At 68.1% G+C, this 20,496-nt stretch carries 17 protein-coding genes and 1 pseudogene; 4 read left to right on the top strand and 14 right to left on the bottom strand.

Going from position 1 to position 20,496, the window contains the following annotated elements; translation table 11 throughout:
- Window positions 1-7 precede the first annotated feature (7 nt).
- The 7 genes from uraH to DYQ94_RS10120 are packed head-to-tail and all read right to left on the bottom strand — an operon-like array spanning window position 8 to window position 6,039.
- A complete protein-coding gene (gene uraH, locus DYQ94_RS10150; protein ID WP_126965442.1) occupies window positions 8-367 on the bottom strand; it encodes a hydroxyisourate hydrolase in 360 nt (119 codons plus the stop codon).
- Window positions 337-1,758 (bottom strand): FAD-dependent urate hydroxylase HpyO, encoded by a 1,422-nt coding sequence (hpyO, locus tag DYQ94_RS10145; protein ID WP_126965441.1) that lies wholly within the window; start codon window positions 1,756-1,758, stop codon window positions 337-339. Before hpyO ends, uraH begins: the two co-directional genes overlap by 31 nt.
- Window positions 1,755-2,246, bottom strand: a complete 492-nt coding sequence (gene uraD / locus DYQ94_RS10140) for a 2-oxo-4-hydroxy-4-carboxy-5-ureidoimidazoline decarboxylase (RefSeq protein WP_016901424.1) — start codon at window positions 2,244-2,246, stop codon at window positions 1,755-1,757. The genes hpyO and uraD overlap by 4 nt, the downstream gene beginning before the upstream one ends.
- Window positions 2,243-2,638 (bottom strand): oxalurate catabolism protein HpxZ, encoded by a 396-nt coding sequence (hpxZ, locus tag DYQ94_RS10135; RefSeq protein ID WP_102250850.1) that lies wholly within the window; start codon window positions 2,636-2,638, stop codon window positions 2,243-2,245. Before hpxZ ends, uraD begins: the two co-directional genes overlap by 4 nt.
- A complete protein-coding gene (gene puuE / locus DYQ94_RS10130; RefSeq protein ID WP_104543825.1) occupies window positions 2,635-3,525 on the bottom strand; it encodes an allantoinase PuuE in 891 nt (296 codons plus the stop codon). The genes hpxZ and puuE overlap by 4 nt, the downstream gene beginning before the upstream one ends.
- Window positions 3,522-4,778 carry a (S)-ureidoglycine--glyoxylate transaminase gene (gene pucG, locus DYQ94_RS10125; protein ID WP_104553328.1) on the bottom strand — a complete coding sequence of 419 codons (1,257 nt, stop codon included), beginning with the start codon at window positions 4,776-4,778 and terminating at the stop codon, window positions 3,522-3,524. The genes puuE and pucG overlap by 4 nt, the downstream gene beginning before the upstream one ends.
- Window positions 4,768-6,039 (bottom strand): allantoate amidohydrolase, encoded by a 1,272-nt coding sequence (locus tag DYQ94_RS10120; RefSeq protein ID WP_126965440.1) that lies wholly within the window; start codon window positions 6,037-6,039, stop codon window positions 4,768-4,770. Before DYQ94_RS10120 ends, pucG begins: the two co-directional genes overlap by 11 nt.
- 434 nt (window positions 6,040-6,473) lie before the next feature.
- Here DYQ94_RS10120 and DYQ94_RS10115 point away from each other — a divergent pair.
- Both DYQ94_RS10115 and DYQ94_RS10110 read left to right on the top strand, forming a co-directional pair.
- Window positions 6,474-7,367 (top strand): annotated as a pseudogene (locus DYQ94_RS10115) (LysR family transcriptional regulator).
- 315 nt (window positions 7,368-7,682) lie between these two features.
- Window positions 7,683-8,882: an MFS transporter gene (locus tag DYQ94_RS10110; protein ID WP_126965439.1), complete on the top strand. Its 1,200-nt coding sequence runs from the start codon at window positions 7,683-7,685 to the stop codon at window positions 8,880-8,882.
- 320 nt (window positions 8,883-9,202) lie between these two features.
- Here the strand turns inward: DYQ94_RS10110 and gvpU are convergent, their stop codons facing one another.
- From gvpU to DYQ94_RS10075, 7 genes are all read right to left on the bottom strand, one after another.
- Window positions 9,203-9,661, bottom strand: coding sequence for a gas vesicle accessory protein GvpU (gvpU, locus tag DYQ94_RS10105; RefSeq protein ID WP_024939820.1), 459 nt, complete (start codon window positions 9,659-9,661; stop codon window positions 9,203-9,205).
- Window positions 9,662-9,981: 320 nt separating this feature from the next.
- Entirely contained in the window at window positions 9,982-11,562 is a 1,581-nt protein-coding gene (locus DYQ94_RS10100; protein WP_126965438.1) for a gamma-glutamyltransferase family protein, read from the bottom strand.
- Window positions 11,562-13,022: an AtzE family amidohydrolase gene (locus DYQ94_RS10095; RefSeq protein WP_126965437.1), complete on the bottom strand. Its 1,461-nt coding sequence runs from the start codon at window positions 13,020-13,022 to the stop codon at window positions 11,562-11,564. Before DYQ94_RS10095 ends, DYQ94_RS10100 begins: the two co-directional genes overlap by 1 nt.
- Window positions 13,023-13,026: 4 nt before the next feature.
- Window positions 13,027-14,208: a nucleoside hydrolase gene (locus DYQ94_RS10090; protein WP_126965436.1), complete on the bottom strand. Its 1,182-nt coding sequence runs from the start codon at window positions 14,206-14,208 to the stop codon at window positions 13,027-13,029.
- 86 nt (window positions 14,209-14,294) lie between these two features.
- Window positions 14,295-15,866 (bottom strand): adenosine deaminase family protein, encoded by a 1,572-nt coding sequence (locus DYQ94_RS10085; protein ID WP_160954780.1) that lies wholly within the window; start codon window positions 15,864-15,866, stop codon window positions 14,295-14,297.
- 501 nt (window positions 15,867-16,367) lie between these two features.
- Window positions 16,368-17,327 (bottom strand): PDR/VanB family oxidoreductase, encoded by a 960-nt coding sequence (locus tag DYQ94_RS10080; protein ID WP_160954779.1) that lies wholly within the window; start codon window positions 17,325-17,327, stop codon window positions 16,368-16,370.
- A 17-nt stretch (window positions 17,328-17,344) separates the two neighbouring features.
- Complete coding sequence (locus tag DYQ94_RS10075; RefSeq protein ID WP_039511158.1) at window positions 17,345-18,397, bottom strand: Rieske 2Fe-2S domain-containing protein; 1,053 nt, start codon at window positions 18,395-18,397, stop codon at window positions 17,345-17,347.
- A gap of 127 nt (window positions 18,398-18,524) precedes the next feature.
- On the opposite strand from DYQ94_RS10075, the gene DYQ94_RS10070 reads away from it, so the two are divergent.
- Window positions 18,525-19,442 (top strand): LysR family transcriptional regulator, encoded by a 918-nt coding sequence (locus DYQ94_RS10070; RefSeq protein WP_016901444.1) that lies wholly within the window; start codon window positions 18,525-18,527, stop codon window positions 19,440-19,442.
- 232 nt (window positions 19,443-19,674) lie between these two features.
- Complete coding sequence (locus DYQ94_RS10065) at window positions 19,675-20,481, top strand: TatD family hydrolase (protein ID WP_024939812.1); 807 nt, start codon at window positions 19,675-19,677, stop codon at window positions 20,479-20,481.
- Window positions 20,482-20,496 lie beyond the last annotated feature (15 nt).

The raw sequence follows: 20,496 nt of genomic DNA, 5'->3' as shown, positions 1-20,496 counted from the left end.
CGGGCGCTCAGCTGCCGCGATAGGTGGAATATCCGTACGGCGAGAGCAGCAGCGGCACGTGGTAATGGCCGTCGTCGGCAATGCCGAACGCGATCGGCACCTGTTCCAGGAAGGGCGGGTCGGACAGTGCGGTTCCGGCCGCCCGCCAGTAGCCGGCCACCTCGAATTCCAGCCGGTAGCGGCCGGGTTGCAGCGTGAGTGCAGCCAGTTCGGGGCAGCGCCCGTCCTGGTTGGTGACCCCGTCGAAGTGCAGCGTGGCGCCGGCGAACAGGCGCAAGGCGATGCCGGCGGCGGGGCGGCCGGTGGCCGTATCCAGCACGTGGGTGGAGAGCGTGCTCATGCCACCGCCTGGGTCGGTTGCGGCCATTGGCCGATGAACTCGGGTTGGTCGTAAGCCAGGTAGCTGTCGACGATGGCCTGGCGGTCGTCCAGGAACAGCTGGTCGGCCACCGCGCGGGCCAGCCGCGGCAGCGCGACCTTGAGCCCGGACAGCGCCGCGGCCGACGGGCCGTGGTTGATCAGCGCCGAATAGTTGAAGGCGAACAAGCCGTGCAGCAGCGCGGCATCGTCGGGCGTGCGCGGCAGCAGTTCGAAGCCCGGGCCCAGGTAGGGGTGCGCATCCAGCACCGGATTAGCTTGGCCCGGCGGCGGCTGGTAGCGGTCGCCCCAGCAGGCGATGCGCCCGGACAGCGCGGCCAGTTCCGGGCGCAGTTGCGGGTCGGTGACCAGGCCGGTGGCAACGGCCAAAAAATCGAAGCGGTGCTCGCCCTGCGGCGTGCGCACCACCACCTCGCCATCGCGCTCGGCCACCTCCAGCCAGGGCGCGCCCAGGTGCAGCGCGAAGCCGGCATGCGCGCAGGCACGCTGGAAGGTGTCGTTGGTCGGCGGCTGGTTGTGTGCGAAGAAGCTGGCCATCATCCGGTACTTGTCCGCATCCGGCAGCGTCAGAAAGCGCGGGATGATGCCGGCCTGTTCCATGTGGCGGAATGGATTGATGCGCGGCAATGCGCTGCGGCGCACGAATACCTCGGCACTGGCGACGCCTTGATCCAGCGCGAAACAGGCATTGTCGAACGCGGAGGCGCCACCGCCCAGGATGCCCACGCGCTTGCCGGCCAGCGCGGCGAAGTCGATGTGGCCGGAGGTATGCGCATAGCGCTGTGCAGGCAGGGCGCCGCTGATCCAGTCCGGCACCATCCACTGGCCGCCGCCCTGGATGCCGGTGGCCAGGATCAGCTTGCGCGTCAGCAGCGGCGCGCCCATCGCCAGATGCAGGCGATGGATGCCCGGCGCCACGTCCGGCTCCACCCGCGCCAGCCGCGTGGCATTGCGCACCGGCAGACGCAGCACCGCGCGGTACCAGCGCAGGTAGTCCATCCAGCTGCCGCGCGGGATCTTGTCCAGCGCGTCCCAGCCAGCGCCGCCGTGTTGCGCCTCCCACCAGGCGCGAAAGGTCAGCGATGGCACGCCCAGGTCGATCGAGGTGATCTGCTTGGGCGTGCGCAAGGTCTGCATGCGCGCGTAGGTCACCCACGGGCCTTCCTGCCCGGCCGGGTTCTCATCGATGACCAGCAGGTTGTGCACGCGCTCGCGTTGCAGTGCGAACGCCGCGCCCAGGCCGCTTTGGCCGGCGCCGACGATGACCACGTCATACACATGCCCTGCCGGATGCACGCGCGGCTGCGTCCAGGCATCGCCGCCATGTGCCAGGCGTTGCAGGTCGTGGTGGAGCTCGCGTTCGAGTTGGGCCAGGCTCATGGCAGTGCCTCCAGGCGCAGTTGCACGATCTTGCCGATCTCGGCGAGGGCGGTGGACAGTTCTTCGCTGCGCGAGGCATCCAGCCGGCGTTCTAGCGCGGCGAGGATGCCGGCCTTGTCGTGCAGCCGCACGCAGATCACGAACGGAAATCCGAAGCGATGGCGATAGGCCTGATTGAGCGCGTGGAAGCGCTTGAATTCGGCTTCGCTGAGCCGGTCCAACCCGGCCGAGGCCTGCTCGGCGGCCGACGCGGCGGTGAGCGTGCGGTCGATCGCCGCCTTGCCGGCCAGCTCCGGATGCGCGCGGATCAACGCAACCTGGTCTTCCTGCGACGCGTCGAACACCACCTGCATCAGCCCGCGGTACACATCGGCGAACGGGCGCCGCCGTGCAGCGCGTTCGACCACCCACGGCGAATGCTCGAACAGCTCGCGGTAGCGCGCCACGAAGGCGGCATCGTCCAGCACGCTGTCGTCGATCACGCTCATGCATGCGTCCCCTGCAGCGACACATGCGCGGCCACCACTTTCCAGCCGTCGGCAAAACGCACCCAGCTCTGGCTCTGGCGGCCGCGCGCGCTGCTGCCGTCGCGGATAAATTCTGCATGCGTGGTGGCGAAGTCGTGGCCGAAGCCATGCACTTCCACATGTGCGAGCTGGCGCTGTGGCGAGCCGCCGCGGCCGATGCGGAAGGCGCGGATCGCCTCGATGCCGTACAGCACCTCGCCCACGCCGTAGCGGACCGTGCTGGGTGCCGGGTGGAACAGCGCATCCATTGCGGCGATGTCGTCGTCCATCAGGGCCTGTTCGTAGGCATGGAAGGCGGCGGTCACTTGCGCGATCACCTCGGGCAGGTCGATGTCGGCTGTGTCGATGCTCATGCCGGATGGACCTGCAGCCAATGCCGCGCAATATCGATGCGGCGCGCAATCCAGGCATCGCCGCTGGCCAACACGTGATCGACGAAACGTGCCAGGGCCGCCGCGCGCGCCGGCTTGCCGACGATGCGCCCGTGCAGGCCGACCGACAGCATGCGCCCGCCTTCGCTGCGCAGTTGCTCGAAGCCATCGCGCAGATAGCGGAAGAACGGCTCGCCATCGGCAAAGCCGTTGTAGGCGACGAATTTCATGTCATTGGCGTCCAGCGTGTACGGCACGATCAACTGCGCACGGCCGTGCCGGTGGTCGTAGTACGGCACATCGTCGGCGTAGCTGTCGGCATCGTAGACAAAGCCGCCTTCCTCGGCGACCAGCCGCGCGGTGTTGGGGCTGGTGCGGCCCTGGTACCAGCCGAGCGGGCGGCTGCCGGTGGCGCGGGTGTGCACGGCGATGGCTTCGGCGATATGCGCACGCTCGGTGGCTTCATCCACATGCTGGTAATCGATCCAGCGCAGGCCGTGGCTGGCGATCTCCCAGTCGGCGGCCTGCATCGCGGCGACCGCTTCGGGATTGGAGGCCAGCGCCTGCGACACGCCGAATACGGTCACCGGCACATTGCGCGCAGTGAACAGCCGGTGCAGCCGCCAGAAGCCGGCACGGCTGCCGTATTCGTACAGGCTTTCCATCGCCATGGCACGCGCGCCGGGCTGCGCTTGCGTGCCGACCATCTCCGACAGGAAGGCTTCCGAGCCGGCATCGCCGTTGAGCACGCAGTTTTCCGCGCCCTCTTCGTAATTGATGACGAACTGCACCGCGATGCGTGCGCCACCGGGCCACTGCGCTGCAGGCGGGGTGGCGCCATAGCCGACCAGGTCGCGCGCCGTGTTCATGCCTGCGGCTCCGCTTGCCAGGCCGCCAGTGCCGCTTCCACCGCCAGCCCTGGTGTGCAGGCGTAGCCTTCGGCGCGCAGCACCGCTTCCAGCGCGGCCAGGGTGATCAGTACCTTGTGCTTCATCGCGTTGTAGCCCATCGCGCCGATGCGCCAGATCCTGCCCTGCAACGGCCCGAACGCGGTACCGATCTCGATCTCGAAATCCTCGCGCATGCGCCGGCGCACCGCATCGCTGTCGATGCCGTGCGGAATCACCACGCCGGTGACATTGGTCATGCGGTGCGCATCGTCGCCGAACACCTCCAGCCCCAGCGCGCGGATGCCGGCACTCACCGCACGCCCGGCGGCGGCGTGGCGGGCGAAGCGGGCGTCCAGGCCTTCCTGCAGCGCCACGCGTGCGCATTCGCGCGCGCCGTACAACATGGTGGTGGCTTCGGTGTGGTGATTGAGGCGCTTGTCCGACCAGTAATCCATGATCATCGCCAGATCGAAATAATTCGAGGCGATGCGCGGCCCGCTGCCGTTGACGATGTCCTCGCGCACGATGCCGCGCTCGACATGGCGACGCGCGAAGATCGCCTCGGCCGCCGCGTCGGAGACGGTAATCGGCGCCGAGCCGGACGGCCCGCCCAGGCATTTCTGCAGCCCGCCGGTGACCACGTCCACGTCCCAGCGATCGCTGGCGATGGGCATGCCGCCGATGGTGGCGGTGGCATCGACGTAACTCAGCGCGCCGGCCGCGCGGCACAGCGCGCCGAGGCCATCCAGCGGCTGGGCCATGGTGGTGGAGGTGTCGCCATGCACGGTAGCGACCAATTTGGGTGCCACGCGCTCGATCGCCTCGGCGATTGCAGCAAGCGGCACCACCTCGCCCCAGGGCGCATCCACGGTGTGCACGTCGGCACCGAGCCGGCCCAGGATCTCGGTGAGCAGCAGGCCGAAGCGGCCGAAGTTGATCACCAGCACGCGGTCGCCCGGGCTGACCAGCGACACCAGCGCCGCCTCGATGCCGGCGCGCGCGGTGCCGTCGACCAGAAACGTCCAGCGATTCTCGGTGCCGAACAGCGGCCGGTACAGCGCCATCACCTCGTTCATGTAGGTGGTCATTTCCGGATCGAACTGGCCGAGCAGATCGGCGGCCATCGCACGCAGCACGCGCGGATGCGCATTGACCGGGCCCGGGCCCATCAACAGCCGTTGCGGGGGATCGAGCTCGCCGAAGGTGTGCAGGTGACGCAGATCAGGTGACAAGGGGATCTCCCAGGTGTTCGATGAAGTGGCGCATGACCGCCAGTGCGAGCTCGGCATCGGCCGGGGCCACGTGTTCGTCCGGATGATGGCTGATGCCGCCGGCGCAGCGCACGAACAGCATCGCGGTGGGGCAGAGCGCGGCCATCACCATCGCATCGTGGCCGGCGCCGGACACCAACTGGCGCGGCGCGACGCCTTGTGCGGCGACTGCGTGTTGCAGACGGGTCATCAGTGCCGGTGCGCAGGGGCTGGCGGCCAGCGTCTGCAATGGGTCGATGGCGATGGCGATGTTGCGGGTTTTGCTGATACGGGCCAGTGCGCGTTCGATTTCCAGCACTGCCGCATCGCGCGTTGCATCGTCGCCGGCACGCACGTCCAGCGTGCAGTCCACCCGGCCGGGCACCACGTTGGTGGCACCGGGTGCGACCTGCAGCTTGCCGACCGTGGCGACCAGGTCGTCGCTGCCGGCGCGTGCAATCCCTTCGATCGCCAGCAGGGCCTCGGCAGCGGCGCTCAATGCATCGCGACGCAAGGCCATGGTGGTGGTGCCGGCGTGGCCGGCGCGGCCGTCGAAGCGCAGGGCGAAGCGCCGCTGCGCGGCGATCGCGGTGACGATGCCGACCGGCAGGCCTTCGGCTTCCAGCACCGGGCCTTGTTCGATATGGGTTTCCAGATAGGCCAGCACGCTGCCGGGCGCGCGTGCGGCGTGTTGTAGGTGCGCGATGTCCAGATCCCAGTCGGCCAGCGCGCTGGCCACGTCGGTGCCGGCCGCGTCGGTGACCGCCAGCGTGGCGGGGTCGAGCGTGCCGGCGACGGCGCGGCTGCAGAACATCGAGGCAGGAAAGCGCGACCCTTCCTCATCGCCGAAGGCGATCACCTCGATCGCGAACGGCAGGCGCCGCCCTTGGGCGTGCAGCGCGGCGACGCATTCGATGCCGAGCAGGATGCCGAGCGGGCCGTCATAGCGCCCGGCATCGCGCACGCTGTCCAGATGACTGCCGATCAGCAGCGCAGGTGCGTCGGCATGCGCGCCTTCGTAACGCCCGATCAGGTTGGCCGCTGCGTCCAGACGCACCTGCATGCCGGCCTGGCGCATCCATTCGCCCACCTGTGCGACGGCGGCGCGATGCGCCGGGCTGAGCCAGGCGCGGAACAGCCCGCCGGGTGTGTCGCTGTAGGGCGGAACACCCAGGGCGTCGCAGCGGCCGACCGCGCGTGCGCCCGAGCTGTGGACGGGTGAGCGGCGTTGCGCGCTCAGCATTGGGGGCCGTGCGGGGGTGTTGTTTCAACGCAGCTGCCAGGACCGCGATGCGACAGGGACTGATGCATGGAGCCTCCGCAGGCGGTGTGGAAAGGGGGCGGATATCGCCAACGTTGGTCGCCTCGCAGCAATGGCATCAGGTGCTTGCGCGGCCGGCGGCGGCCGTCGAATCGACTATACGAACCGGCCCCGTCACCCCAAAGCGGTTTTTTTAGGGTTGGGCGTTGCAAAAAATGCGACGGGCAGCTCGTGGCCGGCGTTGTTCCGTCTCCCTCCGAGAGAAGCTGCCCGAAGGGCGGATGCGGGTGCGGCAGCGTCGAGATAGCTGAGCAGCCGTAGCCTCACCCCAACCCCTCTCCCGCAAGAGCGGGGCTTTGGGATTCCTTTTTCACCGGCTGCTACAGTCATGTGGATTCCATGAAAGAGATTCACCAATGGCGCGCGACAACTTCAAGGACCTTCTGGCGCTGATCGCCATCGTTCGCGAGGGCAGCTTTACCCGCGCTGCCGCCAAGCTGGGCGTTTCGCAGTCGGCGCTGAGTCACACCATCCGCGGGCTGGAAGCGACGCTGGGTCTGCGCCTGCTGACCCGCACCACGCGCAGCGTGGCGCCGACCGAAGCCGGCGAGCGGCTGATCCAGACGGTGGCGCCGCGCTTTGCCGAAATCGAGGAGGCGCTGTCTGCGCTCGGCGAAATGCGCGACACGCCCGCAGGCACCGTGCGCATCACCGCCACCGACTACGCCGCGCGCGCGATCCTGTGGCCCAAGCTGTCCAGGCTGCTGCGCGACTAACCAGAGATCAAGGTCGAGATCGTGGTCGACAACGGCCTGACCGACATCGTTGCGGACCGTTACGACCTGGGTGTACGGCTGGGCGACCAGGTGGAAAAGGACATGATCGCCGCGCGCATCGCACCGGACATGCGCATGGCCATCGTCGCCGCGCCGTCCTATTTCGCGCGTCGGCCCATCCCCAAGACGCCGCAGGATCTCACCGCGCACAGCTGCATCAACCTGCGCATGAAGACCGCCGGTGGCATCTACGCCTGGGAGCTGGAAAAGGACGGCCGCGAAGTCATCGTGCGCGTGGATGGCCAGCTGACCTTCAACGGCACCTACGAAGCGCTGGACGCGGCGGTGGATGGCTTCGGCATCGCGTTCGTGCAGGAGGATCTGGCGCGCCCGCATATCAAGGCCGGACGGCTGCGCTGGGTGATGAAGGACTGGTCGCCGACCTGGCCGGGCTTGCACGCGTTCTATCCCAGCCGCCGCCATTCCTCGTCCGCCTTCAACCTCGTCGTGGATGCGCTGCGCTACAAGGGTTGAGGGTCCGCGCCAGGCAGAGGCGCTCGACGCAGGCAAGTGGTTGATGAGCGGGCTTCATAAGCCCGTGCGCATCCGCCATCTTTATCGCTGTTCACGGCCTGCGTAAGCTGCAGCACATCCAGACACGCACACGCCCGAGCCGCAGCGCCCGTTGCTGCATTGCGCCCGTCGTGCGTCGCTGCGCTGACAGGTCGATGCAGTGCATCGCTGCCTGCGGCGCATCCCCTCCGAACACCAGGTTCGCGATCAAGCGCGGCGTCAGCGCGCTTGCGGCGTGGCGTTCGTCTCGCATTCCACTTCGCACAAAGGCTCCACATGCAAGCCAGTTCGCTCGCTACCGATCCATCCTCGCGCGCCGCAGCCGTCGCAACCCGCCAGACCTGGAGCGCGGTCGGCTCGATGTCGCTCTGCGTTGCGCTGCTGATCGCCTCCGAATTCATGCCGGTCAGCCTGCTTACGCCGATCGCCGCCGATCTGCACGCCAGTGCCGGCATGGCCGGCCAGGCGATCTCGATCTCCGGCCTGTTCGCGGTGGTCGCCAGCCTGCTGATCGCACCGCTGTCGTCGCGCTTCAACCGGCGCCATGTGTTGATCGCACTGACCGGGGTGATGCTGTTGTCGCTGCTGTTGATCGCCAATGCGCACAGCTTCGGCATGTTGATGGTGGCGCGCGCGTTGCTCGGCATCACCATCGGCGGCTTCTGGGCATTGTCCACCGCCACGGTGATGCGCATCATGCCCGAGCATGCGGTGCCCAAGGCGTTGGGCATCGTGTTTATCGGTAACGCAGTCGCTGCTGCATTCGCCGCGCCATTGGGCAGCTATCTGGGCGCCACCATCGGCTGGCGCGGGGTGTTCTGGGGCATGTTGCCGTTGGTTGCGCTGACCATCGCCTGGCAATGGCGCAGCCTGCCATCGATGCCCGCACAGGGCACAACTTCGCTGAGCGGCATCGTCACGTTGTTGAAGCGTCGCTATGTTGCGCGCGCCATGCTCGCGGTGATGCTCGGATTTGCCGGTGCGTTTTCTGCCTTCACCTACTTCCGCCCGTTTCTGGAAACCGTTGCGCAGGTCGATGTGTCGCAACTGTCGTTGCTGCTGCTCGGCCTGGGCCTGGCCGGATTCGTCGGTACCTATGCCGCCACCGCGTTGGTGCCGAAGCGCTTGTTCACCCTGCTCAGCGTACTGCCGGTCGCACTGGGTGTGGCGACCATCGGCATGCTGCTGGCCGGTCACCTGGTGTGGGCCGTGGCCGTGGCGATGATTGCCTGGGGCACGCTCAACGCGGCGATGCCGGTGGCCTGGTCCACCTGGTTGAGCCGCTGCGTCAAGGACGCACCGGAGAGCGGTGGCGGCCTGATGGTTGCCGCAATCCAGCTCTCCATCATGCTGGGCGGGGCCGCAGGCGGCGTGCTGCTGGATCATGTGTCGATCGGCGCCACCTTTGTCGGTGCCAGCGTGTTGCTGTTGGCCGCGTCACTGGTTGCAGGGCGTGGCGATCGCTTACAGCCGTGAGCGATGGCGATCGCACGATGCGGCGCGCATTGCGCGGACGTCGGCCCGTGCCACGCAACGACGCCAGAGGCAGTGCTTGGCTCCCTCTCGCGGCGCACACCCAAGGTGTCTGCGTAGGTATTGCCGCATGGCCGGTGCTGCTGCCATCGAGCAGCGCCGGTCTGATGCCGAGAGACAACGGAAAACGTTGGCGAGCGCACCGTTGTCAGCAAGCGCAAGCGCGTGTGGCTGTTGTGCCGTCGTGGCGGACTCCTGGCGTTATCTCCAACAGTCCGATGTGAGATGACGAGCACCTCACACCAACGCGGAACTTGTCAGGCTCAATCGGCCGACAGCGATCCCAGGGTGAAGCCGGACACGGCATTGACCTTGCCGCGCCAGAGCACACCACGGTTGCTGGGCAGGGGCTGGCCGCCGGGCGAGAAGCAACGCGAGTCGATCAGGTGAATGAACTGCGGCGGCCGGCTGCTTTGCTGCGCATCTTCCTCGGTGTCGTAGATGCTGGCGTGGCTGGCAAACGCACGACGGATATCCTCTTTTTCCTCGGCATCGCCGGGGTAGGCGGCAGAGAATTCCTGCGCAAACGCCTCGAAGTACTGCTTGCCGCTGACCAGCTGGCCGGACACGATGATGCCCTCGACAAACAGCGTGATGCCGAACTGCACGTTCGAGCTGTTGACCGTTGCGACCAGCTTCTGCAGATACCAATCCAGGCTCTGGCCGTCGAACGCCAGCTTGACGTCTTCCAGGCTGGGTTGGTTGTCTTCTTGCTCTGTCATATGGCTCTCCTTGGTGGAAGGGTTGATGCGTCTGTCGAAATAAGCACGGCGACGTAGCTTACCCATCGCCATGCATGCCCAAGAAAGCAGGTGCGTCCTGTCCGGTGAACGGCGTGGTTGAGTCCGCCATCGTCGCCTTGGAGAGCATGCCCAGAGTCTATGACATGTTCACCTTGTCGGCCTGCAACTGGCTGCAGTCTCGGTCCTGCGCGCTAGCCGGTGCTGGCGTGCAAGCACGCTCTGACCCGATCGCCTGATTGGCGGGCAGGGATGTCTGCCCGTCACCACGCAGGCGCAGCAAGCATCACCACGCCCGACCATCACCACCCAGCCACCGCACCATCGGATCGCGGATCGCTTGCTCCGCTGATCACGCCATCGGCCTCGCGCACCAGCGCGCCTGCGTGTCCCATCACCGAGCTGTAGGCGGGCAACAGGTCCACCGCATGCCCGGCATCGCGCAGTGCCTGCACCAGTGCCGGATCGAAGCGGTCTTCCAGCTTGAGTGATGTGCTCTCTTCGCCCCAGGTGCGTCCCAATAACCAGCGTGGTGCGGTGATGGCCTGTTGCAGCGACACGCCGAAACGCGCGTAGCGGGAGAAGATCGCCGCCTGGGTTTGTGGCTGGCCTTCGCCACCCATGGTGCCGTAGGCCATGACGCGGCCGTCGTCGAAGGTGGCCAGCGCCGGGTTGAGGGTGTGGAAGGGTTTACGGCCCGGGGCGAGTGCGTTCCAGCCGTCGGGGGCAAGGCGGAAACTGCAGCCGCGGTTTTGCCAGGTGATGCCGGTGCGTGGCAGCACCAGACCGGAGCCGAATTCGAAATAGGTGGACTGGATGCAACTGACCGCGCGGCCGTGCGCGTCGATGGCGCCGAACCAGACGGTGTCGCCGGCCTGCGAGGGCTGCGGCCAGGGGAGCGCGCTGCGCATGTCGATGCGTGCGGCGAGCGCATCGAGTGCGCCACTGTCATCGAGCAGCGCCTGTGCGTCCAGCGTCATCCAGTCGGGGTCGCCGAGGTGTGCGTCGCGGATCAGGAAGGCCTGTTTGCTGGCTTCGATCAGGCCGTGGAGGTGCGCATAGCTGTCGGGCTGTGCGACCTGCAGGCGATCGAACAAGGCAAGGATCAGCAGCGAGGCCAGGCCTTGCGTGGGCGGTGCGTGGTTGTAGAGGCGCGCACCACGAATGGCGACCGAGAGCGGTACGCTGGCGTCGGCACGGTGGCTAGCAAGATCGTGCGCGCGTAGCGGGCTACCGAGCGCCTGCAGGTCGGCGGCGATGTCGTCGGCCAATGCGCCGCGATAGAAACTGTCCAGGCCGTGGTCGGCCAGCCGCTGCAGGGTATGTGCGAGCTGCGTCTGATACAGCAGTGCGCCTTCGTGCAGCGGAGTGCCGTGGGGTTCGAAGATGTCCGCGTAGGCACCGGGTTGCACTCGCAGCTCGACCCCCTTGCTGGTGGCGATGTGCGCACCGCCCAGCGTCACCGGCACGCCGGCGCTGGCGTGGTGGATGGCGTCCTGCAACAGGCGCTGCAGCGACAGGCCGCCGCCTGCGTGCTGCAGGGCAAGCGCCCAGCCGGCGACGGTGCCGGCGACGGTATTGGCCGCGCCCGGGCCGCGCCACGGAATGCTGCTGTGGCCGCGATAGAACTCCAGTGTTGCAGCCTGTGCGGCACGGCCGCAGGCGTCGATGGCGTGCACGCGGCCGTCGGGATCGTGGATCAGCCAGAAGCCGTCGCCACCGATACCGGTCATGTGCGGATAGACCACGGCCAGGCAGGCGGCGGTGGCGACGGCCGCTTCGATGGCATTGCCGCCGTCGCGCAGCACATCGCGCCCGGCCTGTGCGGCCAGATGGTGCGGGGCCACGACCACGCCGCGGCGCGCGCGCAAGGTGTGCAGCATCAGCACGTCTCCGCCGGTGGGCTGAAGGCCAGCAGGCCGTCGCGTTCGAGTTGCGCGGCGAGCGCGAACAGGCGGTCTTCGCGGCCGGGTGCGGCAATCAGCTGCACGCCCAGCGGCAGGCGACCGGGGCGCGGCAACGGCGCGGCCAGCACCGGGCAGGCGGCCAGGCCGAGCGGCTGGGTGAAGATCCCCAGGTTGGCGCGTGCGGACACCGGCAGGCCGTCGATCTGGATGGTGTCCTGGTCGATGCGCGGCGCCACGCAGGGTGTGGCCGGGGCGATCAACACATCCACCTCGTCCCAGAGGCGCTGCATGGCGGCGCCAAACCACTGCGCGAAGCGGTGCGCATCGGCCACCGCGCTGGCTGGCAGTTGCAGGCCGGCGAGCAGGCGGTCGCGGGTGGCCGGGTCGAACCGCTCGGCCTGCGTGCTCAGGCCGGCGCGATGGCGGTGGCCGCCCTCGGCGGCGGTGAGCACGAAGGCGGCGGCGCGGGCGCGTTCTGCTTCGGGTAATTCGATGAGGGTGTTGCTGTTGCAGGCGGTCAGCAACGTGCCGAGGCCGGCATCCAGCTCGGGATCCAGGTTGCGCTGGAACCAGCCGCCCAGGCGGGCGATGCGCAGGCTGCCGGCATTGCACGACGCCAGCGGCTGACCGAGCATGACTTCATGGACGCGGCGCAGGTCGGCGATGGAGCTGGCGAACGGGCCGACCACATCCAGCGCATCGACGAAGCCGAACACGCCATCCAGCGGCAATGCGCCGTGCGTGGGGCGCAGGCCGTATACGCCGCATAGCGCGGCCGGGACGCGGATGGAGCCGTTGGTGTCCGAGCCCAGCGCGAACGGCACCAGCCCGGCGGCCACCGCGGCGGCCGAACCGCCCGACGAGCCACCGGCCAGATGACGGTGATCGTGCGGGTTGGCGGTGGTGCCGTAGTGCGCGTTGACGGTGGCGAAGCCGTAGGCGAATTCGTCCATGTTGGCGGTGCCGACCAGCACCGCGCCGGCGTCGCTCAGCCGTTGCACCACGGCCGCATCGCGGCTGGCGGGCGCGCACTGCGCGCGCATGACGGCGCCAGCGGTGGTGACCTGTCCGGCGACGTCGAACAGATCCTTGACCACGAACGGCACCCCGGCCAAGGCACCGCCGTCGCTGCCGCCGGCCAGCGCGGCCTGCACGCGCGCGGCATCGGCGGCGGCGCGTGCGGGCAGCAGGCGGGTGATCGCGCGCAGGCTGTCGTTGGCCTGGTTGATGCGCGTGAGCGTCTGCGTGGCAAGGCGTGCGGCCAGGGTGGGCTGGCTGTGGGTGGTGCTGACGATGGAGGCGATCAGCCCGCGCGGCGTGGTGGTGTCCGGTGCGGCGGGGCGCGGCGCGTTGAAGCTGGCGAGCAGCTGCGCGTGGCCACGCAGGACCTCGGTATTGCGATCGATGCCGGCCTGCCACTGCGCTGGGAGTTGCATGGGGTCACCTGGTTGGAAGCGGGGATTCGCTAGTCGGGAGTCGGGATTGGGATGCCGCAGCCTCATCCGCGCCTCGGGCAGCTTCTCCCGAGGGGAGAGGGGGGAGCGGCAAGCCGACTGCTGGTGGTTGCGGCGCGGTGAGGTGGTCTACCAGCAGCTGTTCGAACGCTTCGATATCCACCGCGTGCACCACGGTCTGCGCCTGCTCGCCCAGGCCCGGCTGGTACCCCGGTGCCCACGACAGGATGTCGCCGTAGCCGGCATCGAAGGCGGTGTTGGTATCGACGTAGAGCGTCTCGGTCCGTGTCGCCAGCTCGGGCCGCAGCCATACCGCAGTGGCCAGTTCGTCCCACATCGGAAAACCCGGTTCGCGGCGGCGCAAGGCATGGCCGATGCTGGTATCGGCCGCGCTCATGCGCGCCAGCAGGTCGGGCGTGAGTTCGGTCGCGGTCGATGGATCCACCGGCACCATGGTGATCCTGCGCCAGGGGGCGCGCATGACGATGCTGGCCGCTTCCGGATCCCAGCGGATATTGAATTCGCGGCGTGGCGAGTTGACGAACTCGCGCGCGAACTGCTGCGCGCTGATGCTGTTGCGTTGCTGGCGTGGGTTGAGGCTGCCGCCCATGTAGACCAGCTCGCGCGCCAGCGTGGCGAAGGCCGGATCCAGCGATTGCGCAAGCGCCAGATTGGTCAACGGGCCGGTGGCAATGATGCTCACCTCGCCCGGATACTGGCGCACCATGCGCAGCATGAACAACGCAGCCGGCTCGTCGGACGCGCGCACCACGCTGGGATTGCCCAACGGCAGGTCGGGCACCACGTCGTGGGCGTGATAACGCGGCGCGCTTTGCACGGTATCGCCATCCACCCAGTGCCTGGTCCAGGCACCTTTCCAGACCAGCTTGCCGTAGAGCGCTTCCCAGCGCTCAGTGGCCAGTTCGCTGTTGAGCAACGGATGCACCGGGCCGGGCAGCACCGGGATGTCGGGGTGACCAGCCAATTCCAGCAGGCGGCAGCTATGCGCCAGCACTTCGTCGCGCCAGATGTTGCCGCTGACCGCGCTGATGCCCAGCACCTCGACCTCGGGCGACTGCAACAGCAGCAGCTGCGCGGGTGTGAAGCCGTCGATGTCGTCTTCGAGAATGACGCGGCGTCTGGATGAAGTGGCGTGCGGGTCGGTCATTGCGTTTTTGTCGTGGAAGGTTGAATGCATTGCAGCGGCGATGGATCGAGGGCGTTGGTAGGAGCGTGCCTGCGCGCGACGGGGGGTTACCGGTAAAGCCCGTTCGCGCTCTGGCGCGCTCCTGCATTCAACAACGTGCGCTCGTACTGGGCCAGGTCGGTTTCCAGCTGCCATTGCAGCCGGGCCTTCTCGCTACCCTGGCGGAATGCGCGACAGGCAGCATCATCGGTTTCGCGCTGCAACGCAGTGGCGCAGGCCTGCGCAGCGTTACCGCCGGCATCCCACAGGCTGGTGCCCGGCAGGAAGCTGTAGGTCAGGCCGTTGCGGGCGAGCTGTTTGAGGGTGGGGTAATCGATGCCCTGTTCCTGCATCGCGCGTTGATATTCGTGGGTCATGTCCGCGCGGGAGACGCCGGCATCGTCGGTGGACAGCACCACCGGCACGCCGGCGCGCAGATACATCGCCAGCGGATGTGCGGGGCCTTTGACGCCAAGAATCACATCGTTGCTGGTGAGGTTGATCTCCACCGCAACCTGCTGGCGGCGCATGCGCTGCAGCAGGCCGTCGGCGTCGTCTTCATAAGGCAGGTCCACGCCATGACCGATGCGGCGCGCACCGGCGTCCACCGCCTGGCGGATATGCGAGCGCAGTTGCGCCGGCGGCACCAGGCCCAGGGCCAGCTCGCCGGCATGCAGGGACAGCGGCACGTCGGGGTAGTGCGCGGCGAAGAACCGGAACATCGCCATGTGCCGCGCGTAATCGGCCAGTGCCACCGGGTTGTCTTCGGGCGCGACGATGTTCAACGCCACCGCGCGGCTGCCGCCGGCGGCGATCAGCGCATGCGCCAGCGCCATCTGCCCGAACACCATCGGCTGCGGCAACACGCGCAGCACGTAAGGCACGTAGCGGTAGGTGACCTGGCAGCCGGGACGCGCATCGGGCTGGTCGCAGTGCAGCACGCGGCGCACCTGGGCATCGGTGTCGGCAAGCGCGCGCTGTGCGGCCTGCACCAGCGGTGGCAAGGCATCCTGCAAGGCGCGCAGGTTGGCCGCATCGTCGTCGCCCTTCCAGGGCAAGGACTGCATCTGTTTTGCGGCCTGATCCATCTGCGGCGGGTTGGCGATGATTTCCACATAGGGCACGCGGTCGCGTGCGGCCTGCTCCAGCACCGCGGCCACGGTGTCGGCAACGCGCGTGCGCACCACCGCGTCGAACTTGCCGAAGGTGCCGAAGAACTGATCGTGTCCGGTGGGTTGCGACGGGCTGGGCAGGAACTTGCGCATCGACAAGGCATCCACCACCCGGCCATACAGCGCGGCATTGCGTGTTGCAAGGTCGCGTGCCGGCTCCTGGCCGTTGCCACACGGCGGCGCGCGCAGGCTCAGGTCGTCCAGCTGCACGCAGGCGCCATCCTCGCTGGCCCACTGCAGGTAGTCCTCGGCATACACCGAGCCGGACAGATGGTTATGCAGGTCGCCGCCCTTGGGCATCGCCTGCAGCCAGGCACGCAGCTGCGCAGGTTGATCGGCGGCGGTGCGCAGCAGCTGCGCCACCTGCTGCTCGCGTTGCTGTGCAGGGGTGGCTTGGCTGCGTGCCTGTGCGGCGGTGGGCAACAGCAGGCATAGCGCCACAATCAGACTGCGATGAACGATGGACATGCGATGGAAAGCTCGAAAAGAACGGCAATGGCGCAATCACGCCGGTAGATGCGAAGCATGCCTTGCATGCGTGGTGGACGGCCAGCACTGGAGTGGGTTTTTGCTGGTGCTGAAGCTCGTATCGGTGGGTGGACGCCTGGGCGAGGTTGCAAGGCGGCTTAGTGCTGCATGAGGCGACGCGCCACCAGCAATGCCTGCGGATCGACAAGCGCTGCTTCGTCGCTTGCGAATCTCCCGCAGCGTCCTGCACATCGGCACACCAGGCCTGACGCGGCACATCAGCGCAGCGCAGGCAAGCGCGCTGCAGCGACCAGGCCGTTTCCGGCAGCGGGCACGCGATGTACGGGTGATGCGCTGCGGCCGCGCGCAGGTCATGACGATCGGCGGCACAACGCATGCTCATCTGCAGTGCTCACCAATCGCACCGGCAGGACCATCGTCATGAGGCAATGGCCGCACTCGCGGCAGCGCTGCACAGGCATCCGCCGCACACAGGCCGCCTCAAAGATCCAGCACCAGCCGCGGGGAGCGGCTACGCGAACAGCACAGCGTGATCTGCCGGTTCTGCGCGTGTTCGCTGTCGCTGAGCACACTGTCGCGGTGATCGGGGGTGCCCGCCAGAACGCCGGTCAGGCAGGCGCCGCACATGCCCTGCTCGCAGGACAGCGGCACCTCGATGCCGGCGTCCAGCAGGGCGCTGGCGATGCTGCAGCCGGCCGGCACCTGCACCACGCGGCCGCTGGCGGCCAGCTCCACTTCGAAGGCGCTGTCGGCAGCGTGGGCGATGCCGGGCTCTGCGGCGGCGAAGTGTTCGCGGTGCAGTTGCTCCGCCGTCCAGCCGTGCGCCCTGGCAAGCAGCGTGTAGTGGTCCATGAAGGCGGCCGGCCCGCACAGGTACAGCTGGTCGCGCGCACGCGCCTGGCCCAATTCCTCGGGCACATGCACGCGCGGGCTCTCGCCGCCGTCGCTCAGATGCACCTGCACCTGGCCGTGCGCGAAGCCCTGCTGCAGCCGCTGCCCGAACGCCACGTCGGCGTGCCGGCGGGCGTAGTAGTGCAGCACGAAGGGTTCGCCGCGCGCTTCCAGCGCTTCGGCCATCGACAGCAGCGGGGTGATGCCGATGCCGGCGGCTAGCAGCACGTGGCGCTCGCCCGGATGCAGCGGAAACAGGTTGCGCGGTGTGGAGATACGCAGGCGGTCGCCGGTGCTCAGCTGCTCGCACAGATGCCGCGAGCCGCCGCGCGAGGCGTCGGCCAGCTTCACGCACAGCAGGTAGTGGTCGCGCACATGCGGTGCGCTGGCGATCGAGTACTGGCGGATCATGCCGTCGGGCAGATGCAGGTCCACATGCGCGCCGGCCTCGAAGGCCGGCAATTCCGCGCCGACCGGCTCCAGCCGGATCGCGCGCTGGCGATGGCCCTGGTCGAAGACCTCGGCAACGCGGACCTCGTGCAACTGCATGGCGTGCTCCTTGGCGGTCAGCGCAGGAAGAAGTCGCTATAGCCCTGGCTGCGCAGGCCACGGCGATAGGCGATGGAACTGCGGTCGGCCGGGATATGCACTTCCAGCAGCGGGTCCAGCGGCAGGTATTCCGGGCGCTGCGCCTCGACCATGGCGCGGTCTTCCTCGAACACGCGCAGGTTGAAGGCGTGCACGTCCTCCACCGGCAGATGGGTGTCGAAGTTGCGCGCGATCGGCACCAGCAGGCGCGTCTTGTGCTTAGACACCGGGCTGGCTGCGTTCATGATCACCAGCCGCTTGCCCGGCACCGGGAAGTGGATGGTGAGGGTGGCGGTGAACGGCAGATGCACCTCGAAATGGCGCAGCCACTGGAAATCCGGGTCCACGTCCGGCAGCGGCATGTCCACCGAATAGTTGGCCACCGAGCTCAGGTAGTCGGCATTGAAACCGGTCGGCGTCTCGGTGGTGGTGTAGGCCGGCACCTCGCGCTTGTCCGGCTGGGCAAAGGTGGCGGTGTGCACGAAGGCGAAATGCGCCACGTCGATGAAGCCCTCCAGCTGGCGCGCGGCACTGCCGCCGATGTCGAAGGCCGGGCAGACGATCTGCTGGAAGCCGTCCTCGTCCCAGCCGGGCATCGGCGGAATCTGCACCTCGGCCGCGCTGACGCCAGCCGGTTTGGCCAGGCACACCCAGATCAACCCGTAGCGCTCGGCCACCGCGTAGGTGTGCAGGCGCATCTTGGCCGGGATGTTCTGGCTGGGGCTGGCGGGGATGTGGTTGCAGCGCCCGCCCGAACCGAAGCGCAGCCCGTGGTAGGCGCAGACCACGCCGCCGCCATCGGCGGTGCCCATGCTCAGCGGCACGCCGCGGTGCGGGCAGACATCGCGCGCGGCCACCAATTCCTCGCCCAGCCGGTACAGCACCAGCGGCTCGTCCAGCAGGGTGGCCTTGAACGGCGCCTGCCCGACCTCGCTGCTCAGCGCCACCGCGTGCCAGTGCTGGGCCAGGCGCTGCCAGTCGGCGGCCTCGAAGGTGCAGTGCAGCGGCAGGGCGGGGACGGCGACATCCATGGGTCCAGTCTCTGGCGTAGGGCGGGAGCGGTGCCGGATTGACTCTAGGAAGCCGGGGGTGTGTTATCAAACATCGATTTTCAGCCAAGCCATTGCAAAAAATGCAACGCCAACCGAGCCCCGCCGCATGCTGACCTTTTCCCGCTTCACCCGTTACTTCATCGAAGTGGCCCGCTGCGGCAGCATCCGCAAGGCTTCTGACGTGCTGCACGTGTCGGCCTCGGCGATCGACCGTCAGATCCTCAAGGCCGAGGAAGAGCTGGGCGCGCAGCTGTTCGAACGCCTGCCCGGCCGGCTGCGGCTGACCGCCGCCGGCGAGCTGCTGCTGGTGGACGTGCGCGGCTGGGAGAAGGCCTACGCCCGCACCCTGGAGCGCTTTGACGAGCTCAAGGGGCTGCGCCGCGGGCACGTGGAGATCGCCATGATCGACGCGCTCAGCGAGGGCGTGGTGCCGGAGGCGGTGGCGGCGCTGGTGCAGGAGTACCCCGGCATCACCTTCAACCTGTCCACCGCGCGCAACCAGCGGGTGATGGAAATGGTGACCTCGGCCGATGTGGACATCGGCCTGCTGCTGGACCCGGTGAGCAGCGTGGACCTGGAGGTGCGCGCCTTTGCCGACATTCCGTTGGGGATTGCGATGCCGGTCGGCCACCCGCTCAGCACCCGCACCGAGCTGCAGCTGAGCGAAACGCTGGAACACCGCCTGCTGCTGCCGGCCGCCCCGCTTATCGTCGGCGAGCATGCCAAGGTGCTGTACCAACGCCAGCACATCGACGTGAAGCGGCTGACCCACTGCAACGATGTGCGCACCCTGCGCGGGTTGGTGCGCGCCGGTGCCGGCGTGGGCCTGATGTCGTGGCTGGACGCCGCGCCGGATGTGGCCGACGGCCGCCTGGCGTTCGTGCCATTCCGCCGCCACCTGACCAAGCCGATGACGCTGGCGCTGTGCGTGGCCCCGCAGCGGCAGCTGTCGCGCTCGGCGCTGCTGACGATCCAGGCGCTGGCGGCGAAGATCGATGCAATGGTGGTGCCGGTGGTGGGTTGAACCCCTTTCTCTCCTGGAAGAAGGGAGCAAAGCCCCTCTCCTGCGGGAGAGGGGTTGGGGTGAGGGGACCGGGCGACACCACATTGGGTGGTTGATCATGCGAGGCTTCGCTCGCACCCGCATCCGGCGCTACGCGCCAGCTTCTCCCGGCGGGAGAAGGGACGCGAAGCGCTAAGCGCACACAACCCCCACTCGCTACACTTGCCCGGCTCTCCCCACACGACACCGCAACATGCAGTTGATCGATATCGGCGCCAACCTCACCCACGACTCCTTCGACCGCGACCGCGACGCCGTGCTGCAACGCGCACGCGAGGCAGGCGTTGCGCAATTGGTGATCACCGGTGCCAGCCGCGAGCATTCGCCGCTGGCCTTGCAGCTGGCCCAGCAACATCCCGGATTCCTCTACGCCACCGCCGGCGTGCACCCGCACCACGCAGTGGAGTTCACCGCCGAATGCGAGGCCGAAATGCGCACGCTGCAGGCGCACCCGCAGGTGGTGGCGGTGGGCGAATGCGGGCTGGATTATTTCCGCGATTTCGCCCCGCGTCCGGCCCAGCACAAGGCCTTCGAGCGCCAGCTGCAACTGGCTGCCGACAACGGCAAGCCGCTGTTCCTGCATCAGCGCGAGGCGCACGACGATTTCCTGTCGATCATGCGCAGCTTCGATGGCCGCCTCGGCCCGGCGGTGGTGCATTGCTTCACCGGCAGCCGCGAAGAACTGTTCGACTACCTGGACCGCGATTACTACATCGGCATCACCGGCTGGCTGTGCGACGAGCGCCGCGGCCTGCATCTGCGCGAGCTGGTACGCAACATCCCGGCCAACCGCTTGATGATCGAAACCGACGCGCCGTACCTGCTGCCGCGTACGCTCAAGCCGATGCCCAAGGACCGCCGCAACGAGCCGATGTTCCTGTCGCATATCGTCGACGAACTCGCACGCGATCGTGGCGAGGAGGTGGCGCTGACCGCGGCCAACAGCACCGCGGCGGCGCGGGCGTTCTTCCGTCTGCCCGCGCCTGCAGCGGCGGCATAACCTGCGCGGCGTGGA

The sequence above is a fragment of the Xanthomonas sp. LMG 8993 genome (genome assembly GCF_009835065.2).
In the GTDB taxonomy this organism is placed as follows: domain Bacteria; phylum Pseudomonadota; class Gammaproteobacteria; order Xanthomonadales; family Xanthomonadaceae; genus Xanthomonas; species Xanthomonas arboricola.
Note: the sequence above shows the minus strand (reverse complement) of the source record. Positions and strands in the feature narration are given on the sequence as shown.